This is a genomic window from Kitasatospora atroaurantiaca, assembly GCF_007828955.1.
Lineage (GTDB): Bacteria > Actinomycetota > Actinomycetes > Streptomycetales > Streptomycetaceae > Kitasatospora > Kitasatospora atroaurantiaca.
Genome location: NZ_VIVR01000001.1, coordinates 1,793,679 through 1,818,406, shown reverse-complemented (window position 1 = coordinate 1,818,406; position 24,728 = coordinate 1,793,679). Strand labels below are relative to the sequence as shown.

The window sequence follows — 24,728 nt, the reverse complement described above, 5'->3', positions numbered from 1 at the left end:
GGGCGCGCCGACGCCGAAAGCGACGAGCGACAAACGGGCGACGAAGGAGCGAGTGCCAGAGCGAGGAGTGTCGGCGTCGGATTGGAGCGCCCGGAGGCGAGTGGGCGAATCACAGCGCAGGAATCCTGCGTGCGACGCGCGGAACGCGCTCGAAAGCTGCCTCAGCAGGCGCGTTCCGACGCGCGCCCGAAGGTCCACGCTGCCTACGCTGAACGTGTCCGGCAGGCCCCACCAGCCCCGGGCCTCCCTGACACCCCACAGCGAGAGGCACCCTCGTGTCCGCAGCCCCCAACCGCATGCACCGGCCCGACAGCGAGTTGGTCGATCTGGTATTCGACTACATGCGCGAGCGGCTGCAGTACGACCCCGTACCGCTCGACCACCCCGGCGACGGCGAGCACCTGCGCGCCCACCTCGCGGGCGTGCTCAACGAGCACGGGAACAACCCCGCGGACGTGCTCAAGCTCTACGACCACGAGCTCTCCCGGGCGGTCATCTCCGCCGACAGCCCGCGCTACCTGTCCTTCATCCCGTGCGCCCCCACCAAGGCCGCACTGCTCTTCGACATGGTGGTCTCCTGCGCCTCGCTCCAGGGCATCTCCTGGCTGGAGGCGGCCGGTGCGATCGCCGCCGAGAACCAGGTGCTGCGGCTGATAGCCGACCGCGCGGGCCTGCCCGAGTCGGCGGGCGGCACCTTCGTCTCCGGCGGCTCGGCCGGCAACCTCTCCGCGCTGGTGGTCGCCCGCGACGTGGCCCGCCGCAAGCTCGGCGTAGGACCGGAGGCGCGGCTGCGGATCGCCGTCGCCGACCAGGTGCACTCCTCGGTCAAGAACACCTTCAACATCATCGGCGTCGAGGCCTTCAAGGTCCCGACCGTCGACCGCCGGTTCACCGGCGAGGCCCTGCGCGCGGCGCTGGCCGCAGACCCCAACCCCGAGACCGTGATCGCGGTGGTCGGCACGGCGGGCACGACGAACGAGGGCATCGTCGACGACCTGCAGGGCCTGTCCGAGGTCACCCGCGAGCGGGGCATGTGGTTCCACGTGGACGGTGCGTACGGCGGCGCGGGTCTCTTCGCCCCCTCCGTCCGCGAGCGCTACAACGGCATCGAGCACGCCGACTCCTTCGTGGTGGACCCGCACAAGTGGCTGTTCGCGCCGTTCGACTGCGCCGCGCTGATCTACCGCAACCCGCAGCTGGCCCGCGCCGTCCACACCCAGGACGCCTCGTACCTCGACGTGCTGCACACCGAGGGCGACGAGTGGAACCCGACCGACTACGCCTACCACCTCACCCGCCGGGCCCGTGGGCTGCCGCTCTGGTTCTCGCTGGCGGTGCACGGGACCCAGGCGTACACCGACGCGATCGAGGAGGGCCTGAAGCTGGCCCGGGAGACCGCGCAGGTGATCCGGGAGACCGAGCACCTCGAGCTGCTCATGGACCCGCAGCTCTCGGCCGTCTGCTTCCGCCGCACCGGCTGGACCAACGACGACTACTACCGCTGGTCGCAGCAGCTGCTGGCCGACCAGATCGGCTTCGTCACGCCGACCGGCTGGGACGGCGAGACCGTCGCCCGCTTCGCCTTCCTCCACCCGGGCACCACGATGGAGATGGTCCACGAGATCCTCGCCACCATGGCGTAACGGGTTTCCCCGCGAGAGCGAGTTCTTCAGGGGCGCGGGGAACTGCGCGAATCGGAAGGTACGGCGCCGCGGTCCGGCCGTTACCGGCTGACCCTGGGTGCCCTTCCGACTCGCGCAGTTCCCCGCGCCCCTTGTGGTGACCCAGCTAGAGCAGGCCGCCGCTCGGGATGTAGGGCGTCGGTGGCCGCATGCCCCGCAGGGCGAGGTACCCCCGGGTGTCCAGGCTGAGGCCGACCTCCAGGCCGACGTCCACGGCCCACTCCTGCTCGGCGGTGAGGAACTCGACCAGAGCGTCCTCCCCGTCGGGCACCCGGGCCAGAGCCTCCCGCAACAGCCGCGTGGCGATCCGCTTGGACGTGGCGGCGAGCAGCTTGACGCCACCGCCGTCGCGGTAGCAGTAGCCGCTCCCGGCCAGCGTGTCCGCGATCAGCAGCTCGTCGTAGTGGGCCAGCATGAACTCGTGGTCGGGGCCGTGGGCCGCCCCGCGCAGTCGCCGGTCCACCGAGTCCAGCAGGTGGCGGTGGGTGGCGTTGCCGGGGTGCACGGGGATGTCGCCCGGGTCCTGGAGTCCGGAACGGTCGACCGGGCCCGTCAGCCGCATCGTGGGGTGCAGTGTGAAGCCGGCTGCGCGGTAGCGCCGGGCCGCCGCCGGCGACGGCGAGGCGCAGAGCATCCCGCGCAGACAGCCCCGCCCGTACGCGGCCGCGCGCTCCAGCAGCAGCCGGCCCACCCCCTTCCCCTGGGCGCTCGGCAGGACGGTGAACAGCGTGAGGATCCACACACCCTCCCGCCGCATCGACAGCGCGCAGCCCACCGGCTCGCCGTCCTGCTCCGCGATCCAGCAGCCCTCCGGGTCCGTCTGCACCAGGTGCCTGGTCCTGGCCCGGTGGTGCACTGTGCGGGTGATGTCGTCCGGTGCCTCGGCGGGAGTCCCGGCGAGGTGCCGGAAGGCCGCTCGCGCGATCTGGTGGACGGCCACGGCGTCCGCCTCGGTGTCCTGGAGCTGACGAATGATCACGCCCTCCATCCTGGCCGCCGGGACCACCGAAAGAGGGCCGTTTGCCGGGATCGGGCACCGAGCTTGGTCGCCGGGTGTGCGAGCATGGGTGCGTGGGGGAGTGGGCGACGAAGAACGTCCCCCAGAAGAACCACAGAACCATCGCCCGGGAAATGAATCCGGGTGGCCGCTGGTTGGCACTGGCGGCAGATCGTCGTCACAGACCCGGGAGTAAGCAGATGACCGTCCAGGACGAGACCACCGTCGAGAGTGGTCTGCTCCTTACCGATGCCGCTGCGGCCAAGGTGAAGGGCCTGCTCGAGCAGGAAGGCCGCGACGACCTCGCGCTGCGCGTCGCCGTTCAGCCGGGCGGTTGCTCGGGCCTGCGTTACCAGCTGTTCTTCGACGAGCGCTCGCTCGACGGCGACGTGGTCAAGGACTTCAACGGTGTCAAGGTCGTCACCGACCGGATGAGCGCGCCGTACCTCGGCGGCGCCACGGTCGACTTCGTGGACACCATCGAGAAGCAGGGCTTCACGATCGACAACCCGAACGCCACCGGCTCCTGCGCCTGCGGCGACTCCTTCAGCTAAGTCCTGAAGCAGCGCAACGGCCCCCGAGACCACTCGGGGGCCGTTGTCGTTCTCCGCTACTGCGGTCCGCCGGCCGGGCCCGGGTCCAGCGGGACCTGCTGGCCGGTGCCGAGGTCGATCACCTTGCGGCCGGCCAGCGGGTGGTCCAGCTGGGCGGTGACCGTCTCGCGCTTGGCGAGCGCCGGGCACTCCCGGCCCCTCGGCGCGGGCTCGGTGACCACCACGCGGACGTCCACCTCGCCCTGCTTGGACTCGTCCACCTTCAGGCCGTACTTCGCGCAGACGCCGCCGTAGAACCAGACGGTGAGCGTGTTGCCCTGCACCTGGTGGGCGAGGGCCGGCAGCTTGACCGGGGCGGGCTCGCCGACGGCTATCCCGGGGCCGCTCGGCGAGGCGCTGGGAGCCGGGGTGGGGCTCGAGGACGGGCTGGGGGACGCGGTGGCGCTGGGCGAGGCGCTCGCCGAGGGCTGCCCGGTCGCCGAGGCACTCGCCCCGGTCGAGCCGCCGGCCGATCCGCACGCGGCGACCGTCCCGACGGCGAGCATCAGCCCGGCCAGCGCCGTCACCCGGCGCCTGCGCGTGGCCCGGACCGGTACGGCTGCGGTCTTCTCGTCCATGGTGTGACATTCCTTCCGAGGGCTCAGCACTCCGCCACCGCAGTGGCGCTGCGCGGATCTGACGTGCCCCGGAGGAATCCGGTTCCCGGCTAGCTGCCGTACTCGGCCATTTCGGCGACCAGCCGCTGCGTACGGGACGGCACCGAGACGCCCACCGGGGTAGCGGCGGCCGGTTCGGGGCCGGCGGTCAGCGGGGGCCAGAAGCGGCCCAGCCGACGCGACGAGCTGACCAGCTCGTCGAGAGTGTCGGCGTCGACGTCACCCGTCAGGACGCTGGGGACGCGCAGGGCGGTTCTGCTGGGCATCATCGGTCATCGCTCCGATCGCCGACCGCGGCGGCACTGCCACGGACCTGGGCGGGGGCCGCAATCCGGGCCTCCTGTCTGCGACCCTAGGCCGCCGCACTGCGCTGGGCCAGAGCTACCCAGGGGTAGTACTCGTTCGATCCATCGGTGCGGCCGGTATGGCTGACAGGGTCCGGCCCGGTACCGTGTGAGGGTTCAGTCAACTGATTTTCGGCCTCCGGCCACCTGAGGAGACCTCGTGCGTATCGCCGTCGCCGGCTCGATCGCCACCGACCACCTGACGACCTTCCCGGGCCGCTTCGCCGACCAGCTGGTCGCGGAGCAGCTGCACACGGTCTCGCTCTCGTTCCTGGTCGACACCCTCGACATCCGCCGCGGCGGGGTCGCCCCGAACATCGCCTTCGGCATGGGCGTGCTCGGCCTGCGCCCCGTCCTGGTCGGTGCGGCCGGCGCGGACTTCGAGGAGTACCGCGGCTGGCTGGAGCGCAACAATGTGGACACCGACTCGGTGCACATCTCCGAGACCCGGCACACGGCGCGCTTCATGTGCACCACGGACCAGGACCACAACCAGATCGCCTCGTTCTACACGGGCGCGATGGCCGAGGCCCGCAACATCGAGCTCAAGCCCGTCCACGACCGGGTGGGCGGCCTGGACCTCGTACTGATCGGCGCCGACGACCCGCAGGCGATGGTCCGCCACACCCAGGAGTGCCGGACCCGTGGCTACGCCTTCGCCGCCGACCCCTCGCAGCAGCTGGCCCGCCTGGAGGGCGAGGACATCCGCGAGATCGTGGACGGCGCCGCGTACCTGTTCACCAACGAGTACGAGGCCGCGCTGATCGAGTCCAAGACCGGCTGGGGTGCGGAGGAGATCCTGGGCCGCGTCGGCACCCGGGTCACCACCCTGGGCGCCAAGGGCGTCCGGATCCAGCGCAAGGGCGAGCCCGACATCACCGTCGGCTGCCCGGCCGAGGACCGCAAGGCCGACCCGACGGGCGTCGGCGACGGCTTCCGGGCCGGCTTCCTGGCGGGCATCTCCTGGGACCTCGGCCTGGAGCGCTCCGCCCAGCTCGGCTGCATGCTGGCCACCCTGGTGATCGAGACCGTCGGCACCCAGGAGTACGAGCTGCGCCACGGCCACTTCCTGGAGCGCTTCGCCACCGCCTACGGCGACGAGGCCTCCGCCGAGGTCCGGTCCAAGCTGGTCAGGTAGTCCGCCGTACCAGGTAGGCGGAGCCCCGGTCGCGCCCGTAGTCGGCGGCCGGGGCCTCGCCCAGGTACTCCTGCTCCCGCATCTCGCACCAGGCGGGGATGTCCAGCCGCGCCGCCTCGTCGTCGGACAGCACCGCGACCGTACCGCCGGGCGGCACCTCGCCGATCCGCTTGGCCAGCTCGATCACCGGCAGCGGGCACCGCTTGCCGAGAGCATCAATAACCAGGGTCTGACGACCGGACGCCGCAGGCACGGCCAGGTCGAGCCCGAGCGGGGCCCGTACGCCCGCGACGATGTCCGGCAGGACGGCCAGGAAGCGGTCGACGTCCGCCTCGGCCACGCCGTACGGGAGGGAGACCCGGACGTTGCCCTCGGTCAGCACACCCATCGCCGCCAGTACATGGCTGGGCGTCAGGGTGCTGGAGGTGCAGGAGGAGCCGGAGGAGACCGCGAAGCCGGCCCGGTCCAGCTCGGTCAGCAGCACCTCGCCGTCCACGTAGAGGCACGAGAACGTGACCAGGTGCGGCAGCCGGTTGACCGGGTCGCCGACCACCTCCACCTCGGGGACGAGCCGGGGCACCTGGGCCCGGATGCGCTCGACCAGGGCGTGCAGCCGGGCGTTCTCGCGCTCGGCCTCCGCCCGTACGGCGCGCAGCGAGGCGGCGGCGGCCACGATCGCGGGCACGTTGACGTACCCGGGGACGCGGCCCCGCTCGCGCTCGTCGGCGGGCAGCGGTGAGGCGTAGCGGACGCCCTTGCGGACGGCGAGCACCCCGACGCCCGCCGGACCGCCCCACTTGTGCGCGCTGGCGGCCAGCAGCGACCAGCCGGGCGGGACCGGCAGCCGGCCGGCGCTCTGCGCGGCGTCGACCAGCAGCGGGACGCCGGAGATCGCGGCGGCCGTCTCGGTGACCGGCTGGACCGTGCCGACCTCGTGGTTGGCCGACTGGAGGACGGCCAGCGCGGTGTCCGGCCGGATGGCGGCGGCGAAGTCCCGGGCGGAGACCAGGCCCTGGCGGTCGACGCCGACCTCGGTCACCTCGCCGCCGGCCGCCGCGTGCTGCTCCGCGGTGTGCAGGACGCTGGAGTGCTCCACGGCGGAGTGCACCAGGTGACGGCCCGTCCGACGGTTCCCGGCCAGTGCGCCCAGGATGCCCAACTGCACGGCTTGGGTGCCGCTGCCGGTGAAGGAGATCTCGTCCGCCCGGGCCCCGAGCACCTCGGCGACGGTCTCCCGCGCGGCGTCGAGCAGCATCCGGGCCTGCCGTCCGGAGCGGTAGAGCCGAGCCGGATCGGCCCAGCCCTCGTCCAGCGCCGCGGTCAACGCCTGCCGGGCGACGGGGTGCAGAGGTGCGGTGGACGCGACGTCGAAGTAGGTCACATGCTCACCGTAGACGAGCGGCCCCGGTGGCATGCCCCTTGCCCGGTTCGCCGGATTCGTCCGTGCCCGACGATCCGTCACCCGCGTGTCGCAGTGCCATCCCCCGATCGGCTGTGCGAGCCTCGAATGCCCGCCATGACCTGCGATTCCGTGCCCCCGGGGGCTGATCGGGTACCCGGGCGGCGCGTTACCGGGACCTGCCCGTCAGGAGCGCATAAGGCTGGAGTAGGGTTTGGCCCGCATAAGCATTCAAACCGTGCCCGTGGCCGGGTCGCCGGGGAGGCGCACAGCACTCCCGGGGGGCGACGCGATCGCGGGCGAGACTTCGGGAAGGCGCTACGTGAGTCCCAACGGCTCCGACCGCTCGCCGCGGCGCACGATGCGGCGGAAGCTGCCTCAGGCGCTGGCACTGGGCCTCGTCATCGCGACCGCTACCGGCTGCTCGGCCAACGACCTCCCCAGGCTTGGCCTCCCCACCCCGGTCACCAAGGAAGGGCCCCTGGTCCTCCACATGTGGCAGGGCTCCTGGATTGCGGCGCTGGCAGTCGGTGCATTGATGTGGGGTCTGATCCTCTGGAGTGTGATCTTCCACCGGCGCAGCCGCAGCAAGGTGGAGATCCCCCCGCAGACCCGGTACAACCTGCCTATCGAGGCGCTGTACACCGCGGTCCCCCTCGTCATCGTCTCGGTGCTGTTCTACTTCGTCGCGCGCGACGAGGCGACGCTGACCCAGACCTCCGCCAAGACGCAGCACACCATCAACGTGGTGGGCTTCCAGTGGAGCTGGGCGTTCAACTACGAGAACAGCGAGAAGCCGGACCCGGCGAGCACCACCGCCGCGTACGACGTGGGCACCCCGGGTGAGCCGCCGACGCTCTACCTGCCGATCAACGAGTCGGTGAAGTTCGTCCTCACCTCGCGGGACGTCATCCACGACTTCTGGCCCGTCAACTTCCTGATGAAGCAGGACGTCGTGCCGGGCGTGGTCAACGCTTTCGAGGTCACCCCGACCTCCTTCGGCACCTTCAAGGGCAAGTGCGCCGAGCTCTGCGGCGTCGACCACTCGCGGATGCTGTTCAACGTCAAGGTCGTCTCGCACGACGCGTACGAGCAGCACCTCAAGGAGCTGCGGGCCAAGGGCCAGACCGGCTCGGTGCCCTCGGGCATCACGGGCATTGAAGGTGAGAAGTGACTATCCTCAACGAACCCGCCGCGGCCGGCGGGCCAGCCGGGGCCCCGGTCACGGCCGGCGGGGCCGAGCGGACCCGCAAGCCGGGTTCCACCATCATCAAGTGGATGACCACCACCGACCACAAGACGATCGGCACGATGTACCTCGGTACGTCGTTCGCCTTCTTCCTGATCGGTGGCATCCTCGCGCTGGTCATGCGTGCCGAGCTGGCCCGTCCGGGGACGCAGATCCTCTCGAACGAGCAGTTCAACCAGGCGTTCACGATGCACGGCACGATCATGCTGCTGATGTTCGCGACGCCGCTGTTCGCCGGTTTCGCGAACTGGATCATGCCGCTGCAGATCGGCGCTCCCGACGTCGCCTTCCCGCGACTGAACATGTTCGCCTACTGGCTCTACCTGTTCGGCTCGATCATCGCGGTGGCCGGCTTCCTCACCCCGCAGGGTGCGGCCGACTTCGGCTGGTTCGCGTACTCGCCGCTGTCGGACGCCGTCCGCTCGCCGGGTGTCGGCGCCGACATGTGGATCATGGGTCTGGCCTTCTCCGGCTTCGGCACGATCCTCGGTTCGGTGAACTTCATCACCACGATCATCTGCATGCGCGCGCCCGGCATGACGATGTTCCGGATGTCGATCTTCGTCTGGAACGTCCTGCTGACCGCCGTGCTGGTCCTGCTGGCCTTCCCGGTGCTCGCCGCCGCGCTGTTCGCCCTCGAGGCGGACCGCAAGTTCGGTGCGCACGTCTTCGATCCGGCCAACGGCGGGGCACTGCTCTGGCAGCACCTCTTCTGGTTCTTCGGCCACCCCGAGGTGTACATCATCGCGCTGCCGTTCTTCGGCATCGTGTCGGAGATCATCCCGGTCTTCAGCCGTAAGCCGATGTTCGGCTACTCCGGCCTGATCGCTGCCACCATCGCGATCGCCGGCCTCTCCGTGACGGTGTGGGCGCACCACATGTACGTCACCGGACAGGTGCTGCTGCCGTTCTTCTCCTTCATGACCTTCCTGATCGCGGTCCCGACCGGTGTGAAGTTCTTCAACTGGGTCGGCACCATGTGGAAGGGCTCGCTGAGCTTCGAGACCCCGATGCTCTGGACGATCGGCTTCCTCGTCACCTTCCTCTTCGGTGGTCTGACGGGTGTTCTGCTGGCCTCCCCGCCGATCGACTTCCACGTCTCGGACTCGTACTTCGTCGTGGCGCACTTCCACTACGTGGTCTTCGGCACCGTCGTCTTCGCGATGTTCGCCGGCTTCCACTTCTGGTGGCCGAAGATGACCGGCAAGATGCTCGACGAGCAGCTTGGCAAGATCACCTTCTGGACGCTGTTCATCGGCTTCCACGCGACCTTCCTGGTCCAGCACTGGCTCGGCGCGGAGGGCATGCCCCGCCGCTACGCCGACTACCTGGCCTCGGACGGTTTCACCACGCTGAACACCGTCTCGACCATCGGCTCGTTCCTGCTCGGTCTGTCGATCCTGCCGTTCCTGTACAACGTCTGGAAGACCAACAAGTACGGCGAGAAGGTCGAGGTCGACGACCCGTGGGGCTACGGCCGCTCGCTGGAGTGGGCGACCTCCTGCCCGCCGCCGCGGCACAACTTCCTCACCCTGCCGCGGATCCGTTCGGAATCCCCGGCGTTCGACCTGCACCACCCGGACATCGCGGCGCTGGACTACCTCGAGTACCACGGTGAGCCGGCCAAGCACTTCGCCGGGGTCACCCCCGCGACGTACGACACCCCGCAGCTGGGCAAGGGCAAGAAGAAGGAGGGCGACGCCTGATGAAGGAACAAGGCAAGATCTTCATCGGCTTCGCGGTCTTCATCCTGGTGATGGCCATCGTCTACGGCCTCTGGACCTCGCACGCCGGCAAGCCGGAGCCGGCCGGTACCACGGCGCTGTTCCTGGCCTTCGGCCTGTGCGCCTTCATCGGGTACTACCTCGCCTTCACCGCCCGCCGGGTGGACAGCGGCGCGGGTGACAACCCCGAGGCCGAGGTCGCGGACGACGCCGGTGAGCTGGGCTTCTTCGCCCCGCACAGCTGGCAGCCGCTCTCCCTGGGCATCGGCGGCGCGCTGGCCTTCCTGGGCGTCATCTTCGGCTGGTGGCTGCTCTACTGGTCGATCCCGATCATCGCGATCGGCCTGTACGGCTGGGTCTTCGAGTTCTACCGGGGCGAGGACCAGAACCAGTAGGTTCCCCCGCTCCGAACCTTCGGGCCGGACATCCCTTCTTAGGGGTGTCCGGCCCGAAGCGCTTCCCGGGTACGGCCCCCCGGGTGGTCGGCTCACTCGTTCGGTGCAACCAGGGCTCCGGCCGGGTGCCGCGCCTGTCACCCATTCCTACGATCTGATCAATCATCGGAACCCTTGGAGGCAGCGATGAGTGGCAGTCGAGGTCGTAAGAGTGGGCGGGCGGTCATAGCGGGTTTCCTGGTCCTTTCACCGGTCGCGGGCTGCTCGTCCGGCGGATCGGAGAGCGCACTGGCGCTTCCCGAGTCCGTGGACGCCGGCCCGCTGGTGCACATCTCAGCCGTCGGTGAGGTCGACCCGGCGCAGCCCTTCACCGTTACCGCCGAGTCCGGCAGCAAGCTCACGGACGTCACCGTCACCGGCTCCGACGGCCGCGTGGTGACCGGCAAGCTGGCCGACGACCAGCGGACCTGGACGTCCACCGGCCGGCTCCGGGCGGGCACCCACTACACCGTACGGATCACCGCCGACGACGGGAAGGGCGGCCGCGGCGAGACCACCACGAGCTTCACCACCGTCGCCGCGAAGAACCTGCTCACCGCCGAACTCGGCCCCGACTCCTCCGGCAGCGGCGTCTACGGCGTGGGCCAGCCGCTCACCGTGAAGCTCTCCGAGGCGGTCAAGGACCCCGTGGCCCGGCAGGAGGTCGAAAAGAGCCTGACGGTGGTCTCGGAGCCCGCCGTGACCGGTGCCTGGTACTGGGTGGACGACAAGAACCTGCACTTCCGCCCGCAGGAGTACTGGCCGGCCAACGCGAAGATCAAGCTCAGCTTCGACCGCCCGGGCGCCCGGATATCCGACGGCCTGTACGTGGGGGAGCCCAGCACGCGCTCCATACGCACGGGGGACAAGGTCGAGGCCGTGGTCGACGCCGGCTCGCACCAGCTCACCTACCGCCGCAACGGCCAGGTGGTGAACACCATCCCGGTCACCACCGGCAAGCCCGGGTTCTCCACCCGGAACGGCATCAAGGTGGTGCTCGGCCAGGAGTCCGTCGTCCGGATGAACGGCGAGACCATCGGGATATCGGCGGGCAGCCGGGAGTCGTACGACCTGGAGGTCCACTGGGCCACCCGGGTGACCTGGAGCGGCGAGTACGTGCACGCGGCGCCGTGGTCGGTGGCCTCGCAGGGGGTCGACAACGTCAGCCACGGCTGTACGGGCATGAGCACCGACAACGCGAAGTGGTTCTTCGACCAGACCCGGATCGGCGACATCGTCCAGGTGGTCAACAGCCTCGGCCCGCAGATGGAGCCCTTCGGCAACGGCTTCGGGGACTGGAACATCACCTGGACCGACTGGGTCAAGCACAGCGCCCTCGCCAAGCCCGTCACCACCGCGGGCTCGACGGATCCCGGTGAGGCCGCGGGCAGCCTGCTGCCGGAGGTCTGATCAGCCGTCGGCCCCGTAGACCAGCTGCAGCGCGCCGTTGACGGCCGCCAGGGCGTCCTCCCTGGACACCCCGAGCCGCACGGCGCGCTCGGCGTACTCCGCGGCCGCGGCGGCGGCCAGCCGGTGCGCGGTGTCCCCGGCGGCGGCGATCAGGGTGCCGCGCCGGCCGTGGGTCTCCACCACCCCGTCGGCCTCCAGCTCGCGGTAGGCCCGGGCCACCGTGTTGGGGGCCAGCCCGAGATCCTCGGCGAGCGCCCGTACGGTGGGCAGCTTCAGCCCGGTGGGCAGTACCCCGCTGCGGGCCTGCTCGGCGATCTGCGCCCGGACCTGCTCGTACGGGGGAGTGGCGGAGGCGTGGTCGATGCTCAACTGCATGGCACTCATTGTGCCCGCAAACGCTTGGGGCCCTGCACGATGTGCAGGGCCCCAAGTGGTGTGGCGATCAGGTGAGATCAGTGGTGGCCGTGGCCGCTGGTGATCTCGCGGTGCTCCTCGGCGGTCGGCTTGGGGATCTGGTTCCCCTCGCCGAAGTAGCCGCGGGAGAGCTTGGCGCGGGTCTTGGTGAGAACGCCGACCTTGCGCTTGACGCCGTTCTCGTCGACCTCGGCCGGGAGCTCCATCGGCTCGTACTGCTCGTGCGCCGTGTACTTGTGCAGCTTGTCCTGCGGCAGCTGGGCGTGGACCTCGACGAACTCACCGTGCGGCAGGCGCTTGATGATGCCGGTCTCGCGACCGTGCAGCACCTTCTCCTTGTCGCGGCGCTGCAGGCCGAGGCACCAGCGCTTGGTGATGAAGAAGACCAGGACCGGGATCACGAAGAAGCCGACCCGCACGAAGTACGTGATGTCGTTGATCGACAGGTGCAGGTGCGTGGCGATCAGGTCGTTGCCACCACCGATCAGCAGGATCAGGTACTCGCTGACCCAGGCCGCGCCGACCGCGGTGCGGACCGGAGCGTTGCGCGGGCGGTCCAGGATGTGGTGCTCGCGCTTGTCGCCGGTGATCCAGCCCTCGATGAAGGGGTAGGCGGCGATCGCGAACAGCACCAGCGGGAAGACCATCAGCGGCACGAACACACCCATGTTGAGGGTGTGGCCCCAGGCCCGGATCTCCCAGCCCGGCATGATGCGGATCAGGCCCTCGGAGAAGCCCATGTACCAGTCCGGCTGGGCGTCGGTGGACACCTGGTCGGGGCGGTACGGGCCGTACGCCCAGATCGGGTTGACCGTGGCGACCGCGGACATCGCGGCGACCATGCCGAACACCAGGAAGAAGAAGCCACCGGCCTTGGCCATGTAGACCGGCATCAGCGGCATGCCGACGACGTTCTGCTCGGTCTTGCCCGGGCCCGCCCACTGGGTGTGCTTGTGGTAGAAGACCAGGATCAGGTGCGCCACCAGCAGGCCCAGCATGACGCCCGGGATGAGCAGCACGTGGATGGTGAAGAACCGCGGCACGATGTCGGTGCCGGGGAACTCCCCGCCGAACAGGAACATCTGGCCGTAAGTGCCCACCAGCGGGACGGCGAGGATCGCGCCCTCCATGAAGCGGATACCCGTACCGGAGAGCAGGTCGTCCGGGAGCGAGTAGCCCATGAAGCCGTCGAACATGCCCAGGAAGAGCAGCAGGAAGCCGAAGACCCAGTTGATCTCGCGGGGCTTGCGGAACGCGCCGGTGAAGAACACGCGCATCATGTGCACGAGCATCGAGGCGACGAAGACGATCGCGGCCCAGTGGTGGATCTGACGGATCAGCAGGCCACCGCGGACCTCGAAGCTGATGTCCATGGTCGAGGCGTAGGCCTCGGACATCTTGATGCCGTCGAGCGGGGCGTAGGGGCCGTGGTAGACGACCTCCGCCATGCTCGGCTTGAAGAAGAGCGTCAGGTAGACGCCCGTCAGGATGATGATGATGAAGGTGTAGAGGGCGATCTCACCGAGCATGAAGGACCAGTGGTCCGGGAAGATCTTGCGGAGGTTGGCCTTGGCGAGGGAGTAGATCCCCAGCCGGCCGTCCGTCCAGTCGGCTGCCGCCTCCCACTTGTTGGCGGGCTTGTCGCGAGTGGACCCGGTGCTGGGCCTGGCGTCGCTCTTGACGCTGCTCGCGGAACTCATGAGCGCTCCCAGAAACTCGGGCCGACGGGCTCGTCGAAGTCGCCGGTGGCGACCAGGAAGCCCTTCTCGTCAATGGTGATCTTCAGCTGCGGCAGCGGGTGACCGGCCGGGCCGAAGATGACACGGGCACCGTCCGCCAGGTCGAAGGTCGACTGGTGGCAGGGGCAGAGCGCGTGGTGGGTCTGCTGCTCGTACAGGCTGATCGGGCAGCCGACGTGGGTGCAGATCTTGGAGTACGCGAGGATGCCGCCGAAGCCCAGCTCCGCCGAGTTCTTGTCCTTGATGTCCTCCGGAGCGATCCGGACGAGCATCAGGGCGTCCTTGGCGATGTTCTGCTGGAAGTCCTCGTCCGACTCCTCCAGGCCCTCGGGCTTGGCGAAGGTGAGCGAGCCGATGACGATGTCCTCGGCCTTCATCGGCTCGTTGGTGTTCATGTTGATCAGCGGGATCGGGTTGGCCGGGGTGGCCTTCTGCCAGCCCGTGTGATCCAGCTTCTTCTCGGGCAGCGGGCCGAGGTCGCGCAGCAGCACCACGCCGGAGAGCGGCACCAGGGCCATCGAGCCGATCAGCGTGTTGCGGATCATCTTGCGGCGGCCGAAGCCGGACTCGGCGGCACCGGTCTTGAACTGCTCGATGACGTCGTTGCGGACCTCGTCGTCGGCCTCGATCGGGTGACGCTCGGCCGGGAGCTCGTGGTCCGACATCAGGGTGCGGGCCCAGTGGACCGCACCCGCGCCGATGCAGAACAGCGCCACACCCAGCGTCAGGCCCAGCGCGAAGTTCAGCGCGCTGACGTGCCCGATCGGGAAGATGAAGACGATCTTGTCGATCGGGAAGATCACGTACGACGCGATGAACCCGATGGTCGCCAGCATCGACACGACGAACATCAGCGAGACCTGGCGCTCGGCGCGCTTGGCGGCCCGCTCGTCGATGTCGGTGCGACGGGGCTCGTGGGCCGGCAGGCCCGGGTCGGCGAACGGGTCGCTGTGGGGGGCGACCTCGTGGCCCTGGGAGGCGTCGTGCGCCTCCGGCAGCTTCTCTTCAGGCATCTCGTGGCTCATGACTTCTTGGCCTTGGTGGTGTGGGCGGCGACCCAGATCGCGACCGCGATGAGAGCGCCGAGACCGAAGATCCAGCCGAACAGACCCTCGGTCACCGGACCGAGGCTGCCCAGGGTCAGACCACCGGGGTTGGGCTCATCGTTGGCGGTGTGGCGGACGAAGGCCACGATCTGCTTCTTCTGCTCCTCCGGCATGGTGGTGTCGGGGAACGACGGCATGTTCTGCGGGCCGGTCTGCATGGCCTCGTAGATGTGCTTGGCGTCGACACTCTCCAGGGAGGGGGCGTACTTGCCCTTGGTCAGGGCACCGCCCTGGCCGGCGAAGTTGTGGCACTGGGCGCAGTTGGTGCGGAACAGCTCGCCACCCTTGGACACGTCGTCCGGGTTGGTGGAGGTGTACTGCTCCTTGGTCGGCGTCACCGGGCCGGGGCCGAGCGAGGCCACGTACGCGGCCAGCTGGTCGATCTCGGCCTGGTTGTAGATGACCTTCTTGCGCGGGACCTGGGCGCCCGGCTGCTGCGCGGGCATACGGCCGGTGCCGACCTGGAAGTCGACGGCGGCGGAGCCGACGCCGACCAGGCTCGGACCGTCGGTGGAGCCCTGGCCGTTCAGGCCGTGGCAGGAGGAGCAGCCCACGGCGAAGAGCTTCTTGCCCTCATCGATCGCGAGCGACTGCGCCGAGGTGTCGGCCTGCGCCTTCTCGGCGGGCGCGAACGCGGCGTACAGCCCCCCGGTGGCCGCCAGGGCGAGAAGTAGGACGACCAGCGCCGCCAGTGGGTGGCGCCGTCGTGCGGAGAGCTTTTTCACGGATGAACCCCGGTGTCAGGATCTGGTCGGCTGGTGGGCGTGCCCGGCGGTCCGGTCTGGTCGGGCCGGCTTCGGGGGACGCGCGGTCGGTCGGTGCAGGTGAGCGGCCCCGGCCGGCGGTCAGCGACCTGATCAGCTGGTTACTTGATCAGGTAGATGGTCGCGAACAGGCCGATCCACACGACGTCGACGAAGTGCCAGTAGTACGACACGACGATCGCGGCGGTGGCCTGCTCGTGCGTGAACCGCTTGGCTGCGTACGTCCGTCCCAGGACCAGCAGGAACGCGATCAGACCACCCGTCACGTGCATACCGTGGAAGCCGGTGGTCAGGTAGAACACGGTGCCGTACGGGTCGGAGGACAGCGAGAGGCCGTCCTCCTTGACCAGCGAGGTGTACTCGTAGATCTGGCCGCCGATGAAGATCGCGCCCATCACGAAGGTGATGATGAACCACGAGCGGAGCTTCTTCACGTCACCGCGCTCGGCGGCGAAGACGCCGAGCTGGCAGGTGAGGGAGGAGAGCACGAGGATCGTGGTGTTCACCGAGGAGAAGGGGACGTTGAGGGCGCCCGCCTTCTCGCTCCAGAACGCCGCGCCCTTGACCGAGCGGAGCGTGAAGTACATCGCGAACAGGGCCGCGAAGAACATCAGCTCGGAGCTCAGCCAGACGATGGTTCCGACGCTGACGAGGTTCGGCCTGTTGACCGCTCCGTGCGCGTGTCCGGTTTCTGTTGCTGTTGCTGTCGCCACGACGGACATTATGTCGGTCCCTTATTCCGTCTTCACGCCGGGGGGTGTCCCTCGGAGTGTCCGGTGCGTGCGGTATGCCCCGTTGAGGTCCGACGGGGCGTCCGACGAGGCGGTCGGTGGCGCTGTGTCCGTTTTCTGACGGTTCTTCGGAGGGGGTCGGGTGGGCCGAGCACTCCTTTGCCCCGCGTGTCACTCCCGCCGCCGGGCGCCCGGGTGGGCTAGGAGGTCCGCCGTACGAGTGGTGTACACCGCCGAGGGTGACGCTCCGTCCTCCATGCGGGTGACGCGTGAGCGTGCCGCCTTGAGAGAGATCGCGCCAGGGACTCACCTCGGGGGGTGGTCGGGAGTAGCATCCGGAGGTGAACGTGGTCCGGATCACACCGGACCTGGTGGAGCCGACGTACGACGCGAGCACGACGCACGACGTAACAACGCAGGACGTAATAAGAGGACGAGCACCCGGGAGCAGGGCCCATGGCGCACACGACCGACGACACGCTCACCGTTCTGGTCTACAGCGACGACCGCAACACCCGCGAGCAGGTCACCCTGGCGCTCGGCAAGCGCCCGGCCGCCGACCTCCCGGAGGTCCGCCACCTGGAGTGCGCGACGGTGCCCGCGGTGCTGCGCGCGCTGGAGAAGGGCGGCGTCGACCTCTGCGTGCTGGACGGCGAGGCCGTCCCGGCCGGCGGGCTCGGCGTCGCCCGGCAGATCAAGGACGAGATCTACGGCTGCCCGCCCGTGCTGGTGCTGATCGGCCGGCCCCAGGACTCCTGGCTCGCCGCCTGGAGCCGGGCCGACGCGGCCATCGCCCAGCCGGTCGACCCGGTGGCGCTGGCGGAGGCGGCCGCCACCCTGCTCCGGGCCCGGCTCACGGGGCGGGCTCCGGCGCACCACTGAGGTTCTGGGACTGGTTGTCTCACCAGGAGAGAAGGGGAGCGGAGATCGCGGCGGTGGCGCCGCGCCGCTCGCTAGGCTGACTTCATCCCTTTCGGTGAACCGATGAGAGCTGGAGTCAGCCATGGTGAACGTGCACCCTGCGAACGGCGGTAGCGACCCCGCGCAGGTGGTCCGCACCTGGCCGGACATCCTGAGCGCGCTGCTGGCCGGCACCGACCTGACCCAGGCCGACACCGCCTGGGCGATGGACAGCATCATGCGCGGCGAGGCCAGCCCGGTGCAGGTGGCCGGATTCGTGGTCGCGCTGCGGGCCAAGGGCGAGACGGTCGACGAGATCTCCGGTCTGGTCGAGGCGATGTACGCGCACGCCGAGCCGCTGAGCATCCCGGGCCCGGCCGTCGACATCGTCGGCACGGGCGGCGACCGGGCGAAGACGGTGAACATCTCCACCATGTCGGCGATCGTGGCGGCCGCGGCGGGCGCCAAGGTCGTCAAGCACGGGAACCGGGCGGCCTCCTCGGCCAGCGGCTCCTCCGACGTCCTGGAGCGGCTCGGCATCAGCCTCGACCTGAGCGCCGAGCGGGTGGCCGAGGTCGCCGAGGAGGTCGGGCTCACCTTCTGCTTCGCCGCCAAGTTCCACCCCGCGATGCGGCACGCCGCCCCGGCCCGACGCGACCTCGGCGTGCCCACTGCCTTCAACATCCTCGGGCCGCTGACCAACCCGGCCCGGGTCACCTCCCACGCCATCGGCTGCTTCGACACCCGGCTGGCCGGGCTGATCGCGGGCGTGCTGGCGCGGCGCGGCGCGACGGCGCTGGTCTTCCGGGGCGACGACGGCCTGGACGAGCTGACCATCTCCACCACCTCGCGGGTCTGGATCGTGAAGGACGGTCAGGTCACGGAGGCCGCCTTCGACCCGCGGGACGTGGGCATCGAGCTGGTCGGCATCGAGGCGCTGCGGGGCGCGGACGCCGAGTACAACGCCAACGTCGCCCGGCGGCTGCTGGCGGGCGAGCGGGGGCCCGTACGGGACGCCGTTCTGCTCAACACGGCGGCCGCGCTGGTCGCGCTGGAGCTGACCGACGCGCCGCTGGCGGAGCAGCTGGCCGCGGGTATCGAGCGGGCTGCGGCGGCGATCGACTCGGGTGCGGCGGAGGCCACGCTGAAGCGCTGGTCCGAGGCCACGGCGCGCTGAGGGTCTCCTTTCAGGGGCGCGGGGAACTGCGCGAAACCGGAAGACGCACGGCCGTCACCGCTCCACCGGGAGCAACAGGCACCCCGCTACGCCGTTTCGCGACCGAGTGCCAGTGGCTCTCGGCGAGGCGGTGACGGCAACGCCGTCTTCCGTCACGCGCAGTTCCCCGCGCCCCCTGTTGGCTCGCCGCGCTTGTCCGGATGGTGGGCCGTGGTTTGACCACTCTGCGGGCTGTGCTTAGAGTCTTCGACAGGTCATGAGTGACAGCGACAAGCCCCAGCTTGCTGTCCGGCAACCCTCCGTCCGTGGCGGGGTGCCCTGGGTGAGGACCGGGCTCCGCGGCGAACCGTCCGCGTGGCAAGCGCGGACCACCGGCATATCTGCACTCCCGGGGTCCTGACCCCGGAGGAGTGCACTCCCATGTCCGTGACCACCACTGATCTCTGCGCCCCGCTCGCCGTCCTCGGCCACGACGTCCAGGTCCCGCTGGTCAGCGGCGAGAAGGTCGCGTACGCCGCGCTCGACTACGCCGCGAGCTCCCCGGCCCTCCAGCGGGTCTGGGACGATGTCGCCGCGTACGCCCCCTACTACGGCAGCGTGCACCGCGGCGCCGGCTACCTCTCGCAGCTGTCCACCGACCTCTTCGAGCAGAGCCGCCGCACCGTCGAGGAGTTCCTCGACCTGCGCGAGGGCGACCAGGTGGTCTTCACCCGCGCCACCACCGACTCGCTCAACCTGCTGGCGGGCGTGCTCCCGGCCGGCACCCGGGTCTTCGCCTTCGAGACCGAGCACCACGCCTCGCTGCTGCCCTGGCGCCGTGAGGGCCTGACGGTCACCTACCTGCGGGCCCCGCGCTCGCACGCCGAGGCCGTTGCCGCCCTCGACGCCGCGCTCGCCGACGCGGTCGAGGGCCCGAAGCTGTTCTGCGTCACCGGCGCCTCCAACGTCACCGGCGAGCTGTGGCCCGTCGCCGAGCTCACCGAGGTGGCTCACCGGCACGGCGCCCGGGTCGTCCTGGACGCCGCGCAGCTCGCTCCCCACCACCGGGTCTCCGTCCGCGAGCTCGGCGTCGACTGGGTCGCCTTCTCCGGCCACAAGCTGTACGCCCCGTTCGGCGCGGGCGTGCTCGCCGGGCGCAGCGACTGGCTAGACGCGGCCGAGCCGTACCTGGCAGGTGGCGGCGCGAGCCGTACGGTCGCCCGCGAGGTGGACGGCTCGGTGGCCGTCGAGTGGCAGAGCGGCCCGGCGCGGCACGAGGCCGGCTCGCCGAACGTGATCGGCGCCTACTCGATCGCCTCGGCCTGCCGGGCGCTCGGCGAGGCCGGCTTCGAGGTGCTGGAGGCCCGCGAGCAGCGGCTGATCGCCCGTCTGAAGGCCGGGCTGGCCGAGATCCCCGAGGTCAAGGTGCTGAGCCTGTTCGGTGAGGACGCCGCGCGGGTGGGGGTGCTGTCGTTTGTCGTCCAGGGGTGGAACAGCTCGCACTTCGCGGCGGCGCTGTCGGCCGAGTACGGGATCGGGGTGCGGGACGGGCTGTTCTGCGCGCACCCGCTGGTCCGTACGCTGCTGGGCGGGGAGGACGCGGCGCCGTCCGAGTGCGGTGCGCCGGAGGCCTCGCTGCCGGGCGAGCGCAGTCTGAACGCGATTCGGGTGAGCTTCGGTGCCGGGACGCCCGACGAGCACCTGGAGCGGTTCCTGGCCGCGGTTCGCGAGCTGGTCACGGACGGTGCGCGCTGGACGTACCGCAGCGAGGGCGGCCGCTGCGTTGCCGACACCCGTCGCTGAGGGGTGCCACCAGGGGCGCGTGGGGGCACCTCCCGGCCGAAGGCTGGGGGAGAACTGCGCGAGGCGGAAGGTGCGGCGCCGTCACTTCCGATTTCGCGCAGTTCCCCGCGCCCCTGATAGTGCAGGCTGATGGCGAGCCCGAAAAAGCTACTCGTCGAGGCCGAGGGCGAACGCGGCTTCGAGGTCGTGCTGGGAGTAGGTGCGGAAGGCGATCTGGGTCTCGGTGTGCTCGACCCCGGGGACCTTGTTGAGGCGGCCGGGGATCACCGTGGCCAGGTCGTCGTGGTGCCGTACCCGGACCATCGCCACCAGGTCGTAGCCGCCGGTCACCGAGTAGACCTCGCTGACGCCCTCGATGGCGGCGATCGCCTCCGCGATCTCGGGGATCCGGTCGACGCTGGTCTTGATGAGAACGATCGCGGTGATCACTCTGCGGCTCCTGTCCGTGGGGTTGGAGCCAGCGTATCGGGGGCCCGCCGACGCGTCCCCGCCCAGGCGGCCAGGTATCCGGCCGTGAAGCCGATGACGTGGACCAGGTAGGCCACCCCGGGTCCGCCCGAGCGGACCGACCACCACTGCAGGACGAACCAGAGCCCCAGCACCAGCCAGGCGGGGAAGCGCAGCGGGATGAAGAGCAGCAGCGGCACCAGCGCGGTCACCCGCGCCCTCGGGTAGAGCCGCAGGTACGCGCCGAGCACCCCCGCGATCGCCCCCGAGGCGCCGACCAGGGCCCGGACGGATTCGGTGGAGTGCGCCTCGGCCACCGCGTAGCCGTACGTCGCGAGGTAGCCCACCGCGAGGTAGCAGAGCAGGAAGCGCAGCCGGCCGAAGCGCTCCTCGACGCCGGGGCCGAAGACGAACAGGAAGAGCACGTTGCCCAGTAAGTGAAGCCACCCTGCGTGCACGAAGAGCGAGGTGAGGACGGAGAGCACGGGCAGCTTGCGGGGCGAGGGGGAGACCGAGCAGTCCGCCGCCACCTTTGGCAGGGCGGTGAGTTGATCGGCCGTCAGCGGGCGGTTGCGGACCAGTTCGGCGGGCACGGCGCCCCAGCGCTGCTCGTACCGCTGCTCGGCGCAGACCCGGCTCTGGCCGATGCCGTAGCGCGGGTTGAGTCCGAAGCTAGGGCCGATCAGCAGGACCAGCGCGTTGAGCGCGATCAGAGTGAGGGTGACGACCGCCGGACGGCCGGGCGGGCTGTCGTCCTGCGCGCCGACGTGGTCGAGGACGGGAGTCACCATGCTGCGAGCATTCCTCGGGCCGCCGGTGCTGACACCGCGTTGTACTGCGTGTGGGTGACGCCGTCGAGTGTCTGTACCGGTGGCGGGCGGCGAACGGGCAGGCAATAGGCTTGGTCGTCAAGACCCGGGTACAGCCGAGAGACTGCACCGACCGAGAGGACAGGCCGATGACCGTCGCCGCACCCACCGCTGAGACCCGCTGGCGCTGCACCCTCTGTGGCAACCTGACCCGTTTTGACGTGACCCGCTCCTCGCGGGTCGTCGAGTACCTGCACTTCGACCTCGCGGGCGAGTCCAAGGTGGAGGAGACCGAGGTGCTCGCCGAGACCATCGAGTCGGTGCGCTGCCGCTGGTGCAACGCGGTGGACCAGGTCGAGCTGGTGGCCCGTCCGGGCGCCGAGGAGCAGGCGGAGCCGCAGGAGTCCTGAGACGCCCGACCGGCCCTGCCCGGGGTGTGACGACGTCCCGGGTGGGGCACGGTACACGGGACAATTGCAGAGAGCGGTGAGTTTGAGGGCAGCGGCAACCGGCCGTACGGACCCCGCAGAGCAGGATCGGAGCCGAGGACGTGGTGGACGCAGCGAGGGGGCCAGCCGAGACGCAGGGGCATCCGCCCGCTGCGGACGCGGCCCGTGCCGTCCCGGTGGCCGACGCCGAAGCCGGCACCGAGACCACCGCCGAGCCCGGCACCGAGTCCACCACCGAACCGGGCACCGAGGCGGCTGCGGAGCATCTTGACCGGCCGCTGCCCGAGGGTGTCCGCCGCCGGGTGGTCGGGATCGCCGCCGACGCCCTCGGCGGCCTGCCGCCCGCCGATCTGCCCGCCTCCCTGCGGCAGTACGCCAAGTTCACCCCGGCCCGCCGGGCCAAGTACGCGGGCACGGCGCTCGCCGCCGCCCTGGAGTCCGAGCCCGTCTTCCGGCTGCGGATAGCTGACCGCCTCCGGCTGGGACAGCCCGACCTGGTCAAGGCCCTCGAAGCGGGCAGTGTGCCCGGCGCCGCCGATCCGATGGACGTCGCCGCCGCCGCGTACCTGCTGCGCCCGGCCGGCTGGTCCCGGCTGGTGGCCGAGGCGGGCGAGCAGGTGGAGCGGGCCGGGGCCGAGGGCGCCGCCGCCGAGGCCGCCCGGCTGGTCGAGAAGCTGCAGGAGGAGCTGGCCGAGCTGCGCTCGCAGGCGCGGGCCGATCTGGAGCGCCAGCGGGCCGACTCGGAGGGCGTCCGAAAGGAGGCCGAGTCGCTGCGTAAGAAGGTGCGCAGCCTCGAGAGCGACACCAAGCGGGCGCAGGCCGAGGCCAGGAAGGTGCATGCCGAGCTGGAGGCCGCGAAGTCCGCGGCCGCCGCGGAGCGGAGCGCGGCGGAGGGCGAGGCGCGTCGCCTGAAGCACCGGATCTCCGAGCTGGAGACGGCCGTGGAGGCGGGCCGGCGCTCGGCCAGGGAGGGCCGCAGCGTCGAGGACATGCGGCTGCGGCTGCTGCTGGACACCGTGCTGCAGTCGGCCCAGGGCCTGCAGCGCGAGCTGGCGCTGCCGGTCACCCAGATCCACCCGGCGGACCTGGTGGACGCCGTCGTCCCCGGCTCCGCCTCGCCGCACGACGTGGCCCGGCGCGCGCTCGCCGAGGACGACCCTGCGCTGCTGGACCAGCTGCTGGCGATCCCTCAGGTCCATCTGGTGGTGGACGGCTACAACGTCACCAAGACCGGCTATCCGGCCCTGCCGCTGGAGCAGCAGCGGATCAGGCTGCTCGGCGGTCTGGCGATGCTCGCCCAGCGCACCCAGGCGGAGGTCACCTGTGTGTTCGACGGGCAGGATCTGGACGTTCCGGTGATCATGGCGCCGCCGCGTGGCGTACGGGTGCGGTTCAGCCGTACGGGGGAGACGGCGGACGAGCTGATCCGGCGCCTGGTGCGGGCCGAGCCGCAGGGACGTCCTGTGGTGGTGGTCTCCACGGACAAGGAGGTCGCCGACGGCGTGCGCAAGGCGGGCGCCCGTCCGGTGGCGTCGATTCTGCTGCTCAACCGGCTGGCCCGGTCCTGAGAAGTCCTGATGGCTGGTCAGCGTGGCGTGGCCGGGATGTGTCGGTCCCGTGAATTCCCCTCTGCGGCAAGAAGTTCGTAGAGGTAGGGGAGTGGCGCGAAGCTGTGATCTTCACTAGGGTCTGGCGTCAAACCTATTTTCCGGACTGTCACTCGATTGGGTGAGTCCAGCAGGAAGAAGGAGCTAGACCCTTGGCCTCCCACCGCCGTCCCAAGCAGCCGAGCCGCGCGCGGGTCTCCGTGCTGACCGCTGCCGCAGCGACCGCGGTCGCCCTGTCCGCGCAGGTGAGTGCCCACGCGGCGCCCGCCCAGCCGAACAAGGACGAGATCAAGGCCCAGGTCGACAAGCTGCTCGAGGAGCAGGAGCAGGCCTCCGAGAAGTACAACGGCGCCAAGGAGCGGGCCGACCAGCTGCGCAAGCAGGCCGACCAGCTGCAGGACCAGGTCGCCCGCGGCCAGGACCAGATGACGCAGCTGCAGAGCGGCCTGTCGGCGGTGGCGGGCGAGCAGTACCGGGCCGGCGGGATCGACCCGTCGGTGGCGCTGATGCTCTCCTCCAATCCGGACGGCTACCTGGCGCAGGCGTCCAGCGCCGAGCAGGTCACCGAGACCCAGGCGCAGACCCTGAAGTCCCTGAAGGACCAGCAGCGCCGGCTCGACCAGCAGAAGCAGGAGGCCGCGGCCACGCTGGCCGAGCTGGACCGCAGCACCAAGATGCTGAACGACGCCAAGGCCGAGGTCCAGCAGAAGCTCCAGGAAGCCAAGACCCTGCTGAACAAGCTCAGCGCCGCCGAGCGTGCCGCCATCCTGGGCGACCGGGCCTCGCGCAGCGACTCCCGCTACGACATCAGCAACCTGCCGGACCCCGGTGGCTACGCCGCCGTCGCGGTCAACGCCGCGATGAGCAAGCGCGGCGCACCGTACGTCTGGGGCGCCACCGGCCCCAACAGCTTCGACTGCTCGGGTCTGATGGTCTGGGCGTACGCCAAGGCCGGTGTCTCGCTGCCGCGTACCTCGCAGGACCAGGCGACCGTCGGCACCCGGGTGCCCTCGCTGGCCCAGGCCCAGCCGGGCGACCTGGTCATCTACCACAGCGACGCGCACCACGTCGGCATGTACATCGGCAACGGCCTGGTGGTGCACGCCCCGCACACCGGCGACGTGGTCAAGATCATGGACGCCGACGCGATGCCGATCAAGACCATCCGTCGGGTCTGACGCTCAGTCTCATATCGGACATTTGGCTACCGTTCGCC

24 protein-coding genes and 1 riboswitch are annotated in these 24,728 nt (G+C 70.3%); of the genes, 13 read left to right on the top strand and 11 right to left on the bottom strand.

The window, feature by feature from the left end:
* The first annotated feature begins 275 nt into the window (after positions 1-275).
* Positions 276-1,643 (top strand): pyridoxal phosphate-dependent decarboxylase family protein, encoded by a 1,368-nt coding sequence (locus FB465_RS08160; protein WP_246192571.1) that lies wholly within the window; start codon positions 276-278, stop codon positions 1,641-1,643.
* A gap of 145 nt (positions 1,644-1,788) precedes the next feature.
* On the opposite strand, the gene FB465_RS08155 is transcribed toward FB465_RS08160, so the two are convergent.
* Positions 1,789-2,670, bottom strand: a complete 882-nt coding sequence (locus FB465_RS08155; RefSeq protein ID WP_425461149.1) for a GNAT family N-acetyltransferase — start codon at positions 2,668-2,670, stop codon at positions 1,789-1,791.
* Between the two features lie 209 nt (positions 2,671-2,879).
* On the opposite strand from FB465_RS08155, the gene erpA reads away from it, so the two are divergent.
* Positions 2,880-3,233 (top strand): iron-sulfur cluster insertion protein ErpA, encoded by a 354-nt coding sequence (gene erpA, locus FB465_RS08150; protein ID WP_145789006.1) that lies wholly within the window; start codon positions 2,880-2,882, stop codon positions 3,231-3,233.
* A 56-nt stretch (positions 3,234-3,289) separates the two neighbouring features.
* Here erpA and FB465_RS08145 read toward each other — a convergent pair whose 3' ends face one another.
* Entirely contained in the window at positions 3,290-3,850 is a 561-nt protein-coding gene (locus FB465_RS08145; protein ID WP_145789004.1) for a hypothetical protein, read from the bottom strand.
* Positions 3,851-3,939: 89 nt separating this feature from the next.
* Positions 3,940-4,155 (bottom strand): hypothetical protein, encoded by a 216-nt coding sequence (locus FB465_RS08140; protein ID WP_170290521.1) that lies wholly within the window; start codon positions 4,153-4,155, stop codon positions 3,940-3,942.
* Positions 4,156-4,393: 238 nt separating this feature from the next.
* Here FB465_RS08140 and FB465_RS08135 point away from each other — a divergent pair, with 238 nt between their 5' ends.
* Positions 4,394-5,371 carry a carbohydrate kinase family protein gene (locus FB465_RS08135; protein WP_145789000.1) on the top strand — a complete coding sequence of 326 codons (978 nt, stop codon included), beginning with the start codon at positions 4,394-4,396 and terminating at the stop codon, positions 5,369-5,371.
* Here the strand turns inward: FB465_RS08135 and FB465_RS08130 are convergent.
* A complete protein-coding gene (locus FB465_RS08130) occupies positions 5,364-6,752 on the bottom strand; it encodes a cysteine desulfurase/sulfurtransferase TusA family protein (protein ID WP_145788999.1) in 1,389 nt (462 codons plus the stop codon). The genes FB465_RS08135 and FB465_RS08130 overlap by 8 nt on opposite strands.
* A gap of 340 nt (positions 6,753-7,092) precedes the next feature.
* Here FB465_RS08130 and ctaC point away from each other — a divergent pair, with 340 nt between their 5' ends.
* From ctaC to FB465_RS08110, 4 genes are all read left to right on the top strand, one after another.
* Positions 7,093-7,944: an aa3-type cytochrome oxidase subunit II gene (gene ctaC / locus FB465_RS08125; protein ID WP_145788998.1), complete on the top strand. Its 852-nt coding sequence runs from the start codon at positions 7,093-7,095 to the stop codon at positions 7,942-7,944.
* Positions 7,945-8,036: 92 nt separating this feature from the next.
* Positions 8,037-9,725, top strand: coding sequence for an aa3-type cytochrome oxidase subunit I (ctaD, locus tag FB465_RS08120; RefSeq protein WP_246193170.1), 1,689 nt, complete (start codon positions 8,037-8,039; stop codon positions 9,723-9,725).
* Positions 9,725-10,138, top strand: coding sequence for a cytochrome c oxidase subunit 4 (locus FB465_RS08115; protein ID WP_145788995.1), 414 nt, complete (start codon positions 9,725-9,727; stop codon positions 10,136-10,138). Before ctaD ends, FB465_RS08115 begins: the two co-directional genes overlap by 1 nt.
* 186 nt (positions 10,139-10,324) lie before the next feature.
* Entirely contained in the window at positions 10,325-11,587 is a 1,263-nt protein-coding gene (locus FB465_RS08110) for a L,D-transpeptidase (protein WP_145788993.1), read from the top strand.
* Here the strand turns inward: FB465_RS08110 and FB465_RS08105 are convergent, their stop codons facing one another.
* From FB465_RS08105 to ctaE, 5 genes are all read right to left on the bottom strand, one after another.
* Entirely contained in the window at positions 11,588-11,962 is a 375-nt protein-coding gene (locus tag FB465_RS08105) for a GntR family transcriptional regulator (RefSeq protein WP_145788991.1), read from the bottom strand.
* A 77-nt stretch (positions 11,963-12,039) separates the two neighbouring features.
* Positions 12,040-13,701 carry a cytochrome bc1 complex cytochrome b subunit gene (qcrB, locus tag FB465_RS08100; protein ID WP_145788989.1) on the bottom strand — a complete coding sequence of 554 codons (1,662 nt, stop codon included), beginning with the start codon at positions 13,699-13,701 and terminating at the stop codon, positions 12,040-12,042.
* On the bottom strand, positions 13,698-14,765 hold the full coding sequence (qcrA, locus tag FB465_RS08095; RefSeq protein ID WP_145788987.1) for a cytochrome bc1 complex Rieske iron-sulfur subunit: 1,068 nt from the start codon (positions 14,763-14,765) through the stop codon (positions 13,698-13,700). Before qcrA ends, qcrB begins: the two co-directional genes overlap by 4 nt.
* Positions 14,762-15,571: a cytochrome bc1 complex diheme cytochrome c subunit gene (gene qcrC / locus FB465_RS08090; protein WP_145788985.1), complete on the bottom strand. Its 810-nt coding sequence runs from the start codon at positions 15,569-15,571 to the stop codon at positions 14,762-14,764. Before qcrC ends, qcrA begins: the two co-directional genes overlap by 4 nt.
* Before the next feature lie 140 nt (positions 15,572-15,711).
* Positions 15,712-16,332, bottom strand: a complete 621-nt coding sequence (gene ctaE, locus FB465_RS08085; RefSeq protein WP_145788983.1) for an aa3-type cytochrome oxidase subunit III — start codon at positions 16,330-16,332, stop codon at positions 15,712-15,714.
* Between the two features lie 465 nt (positions 16,333-16,797).
* Here ctaE and FB465_RS08080 point away from each other — a divergent pair, with 465 nt between their 5' ends.
* The 3 genes from FB465_RS08080 to FB465_RS08070 all read left to right on the top strand — a co-directional run bounded on the left by FB465_RS08080 (position 16,798) and on the right by FB465_RS08070 (position 20,200).
* Complete coding sequence (locus tag FB465_RS08080; protein WP_145788982.1) at positions 16,798-17,223, top strand: hypothetical protein; 426 nt, start codon at positions 16,798-16,800, stop codon at positions 17,221-17,223.
* A 121-nt stretch (positions 17,224-17,344) separates the two neighbouring features.
* A complete protein-coding gene (trpD, locus tag FB465_RS08075) occupies positions 17,345-18,418 on the top strand; it encodes an anthranilate phosphoribosyltransferase (protein ID WP_145788981.1) in 1,074 nt (357 codons plus the stop codon).
* Between the two features lie 252 nt (positions 18,419-18,670).
* Positions 18,671-18,788, top strand: a riboswitch (SAM riboswitch).
* A gap of 50 nt (positions 18,789-18,838) precedes the next feature.
* The gene (locus FB465_RS08070) at positions 18,839-20,200 is read left to right on the top strand and encodes an aminotransferase class V-fold PLP-dependent enzyme (protein ID WP_145788979.1); all 1,362 of its coding nucleotides are present in this window, start codon (positions 18,839-18,841) and stop codon (positions 20,198-20,200) included.
* A 147-nt stretch (positions 20,201-20,347) separates the two neighbouring features.
* Here the strand turns inward: FB465_RS08070 and FB465_RS08065 are convergent, their stop codons facing one another.
* Positions 20,348-20,629, bottom strand: a complete 282-nt coding sequence (locus FB465_RS08065) for an Lrp/AsnC family transcriptional regulator (RefSeq protein ID WP_145788977.1) — start codon at positions 20,627-20,629, stop codon at positions 20,348-20,350.
* Positions 20,626-21,438 (bottom strand): rhomboid family intramembrane serine protease, encoded by an 813-nt coding sequence (locus FB465_RS08060; protein WP_145788975.1) that lies wholly within the window; start codon positions 21,436-21,438, stop codon positions 20,626-20,628. Before FB465_RS08060 ends, FB465_RS08065 begins: the two co-directional genes overlap by 4 nt.
* A 167-nt stretch (positions 21,439-21,605) precedes the next feature.
* Between FB465_RS08060 and FB465_RS08055 the strand changes: the two genes are divergently transcribed.
* From FB465_RS08055 to FB465_RS08045, 3 genes are all read left to right on the top strand, one after another.
* A complete protein-coding gene (locus FB465_RS08055) occupies positions 21,606-21,866 on the top strand; it encodes a hypothetical protein (protein ID WP_145788973.1) in 261 nt (86 codons plus the stop codon).
* Between the two features lie 140 nt (positions 21,867-22,006).
* Entirely contained in the window at positions 22,007-23,473 is a 1,467-nt protein-coding gene (locus FB465_RS08050; RefSeq protein ID WP_211785739.1) for an NYN domain-containing protein, read from the top strand.
* 191 nt (positions 23,474-23,664) lie between these two features.
* Positions 23,665-24,690 carry a C40 family peptidase gene (locus FB465_RS08045; RefSeq protein WP_145788971.1) on the top strand — a complete coding sequence of 342 codons (1,026 nt, stop codon included), beginning with the start codon at positions 23,665-23,667 and terminating at the stop codon, positions 24,688-24,690.
* The last annotated feature ends 38 nt before the right edge of the window (positions 24,691-24,728 follow it).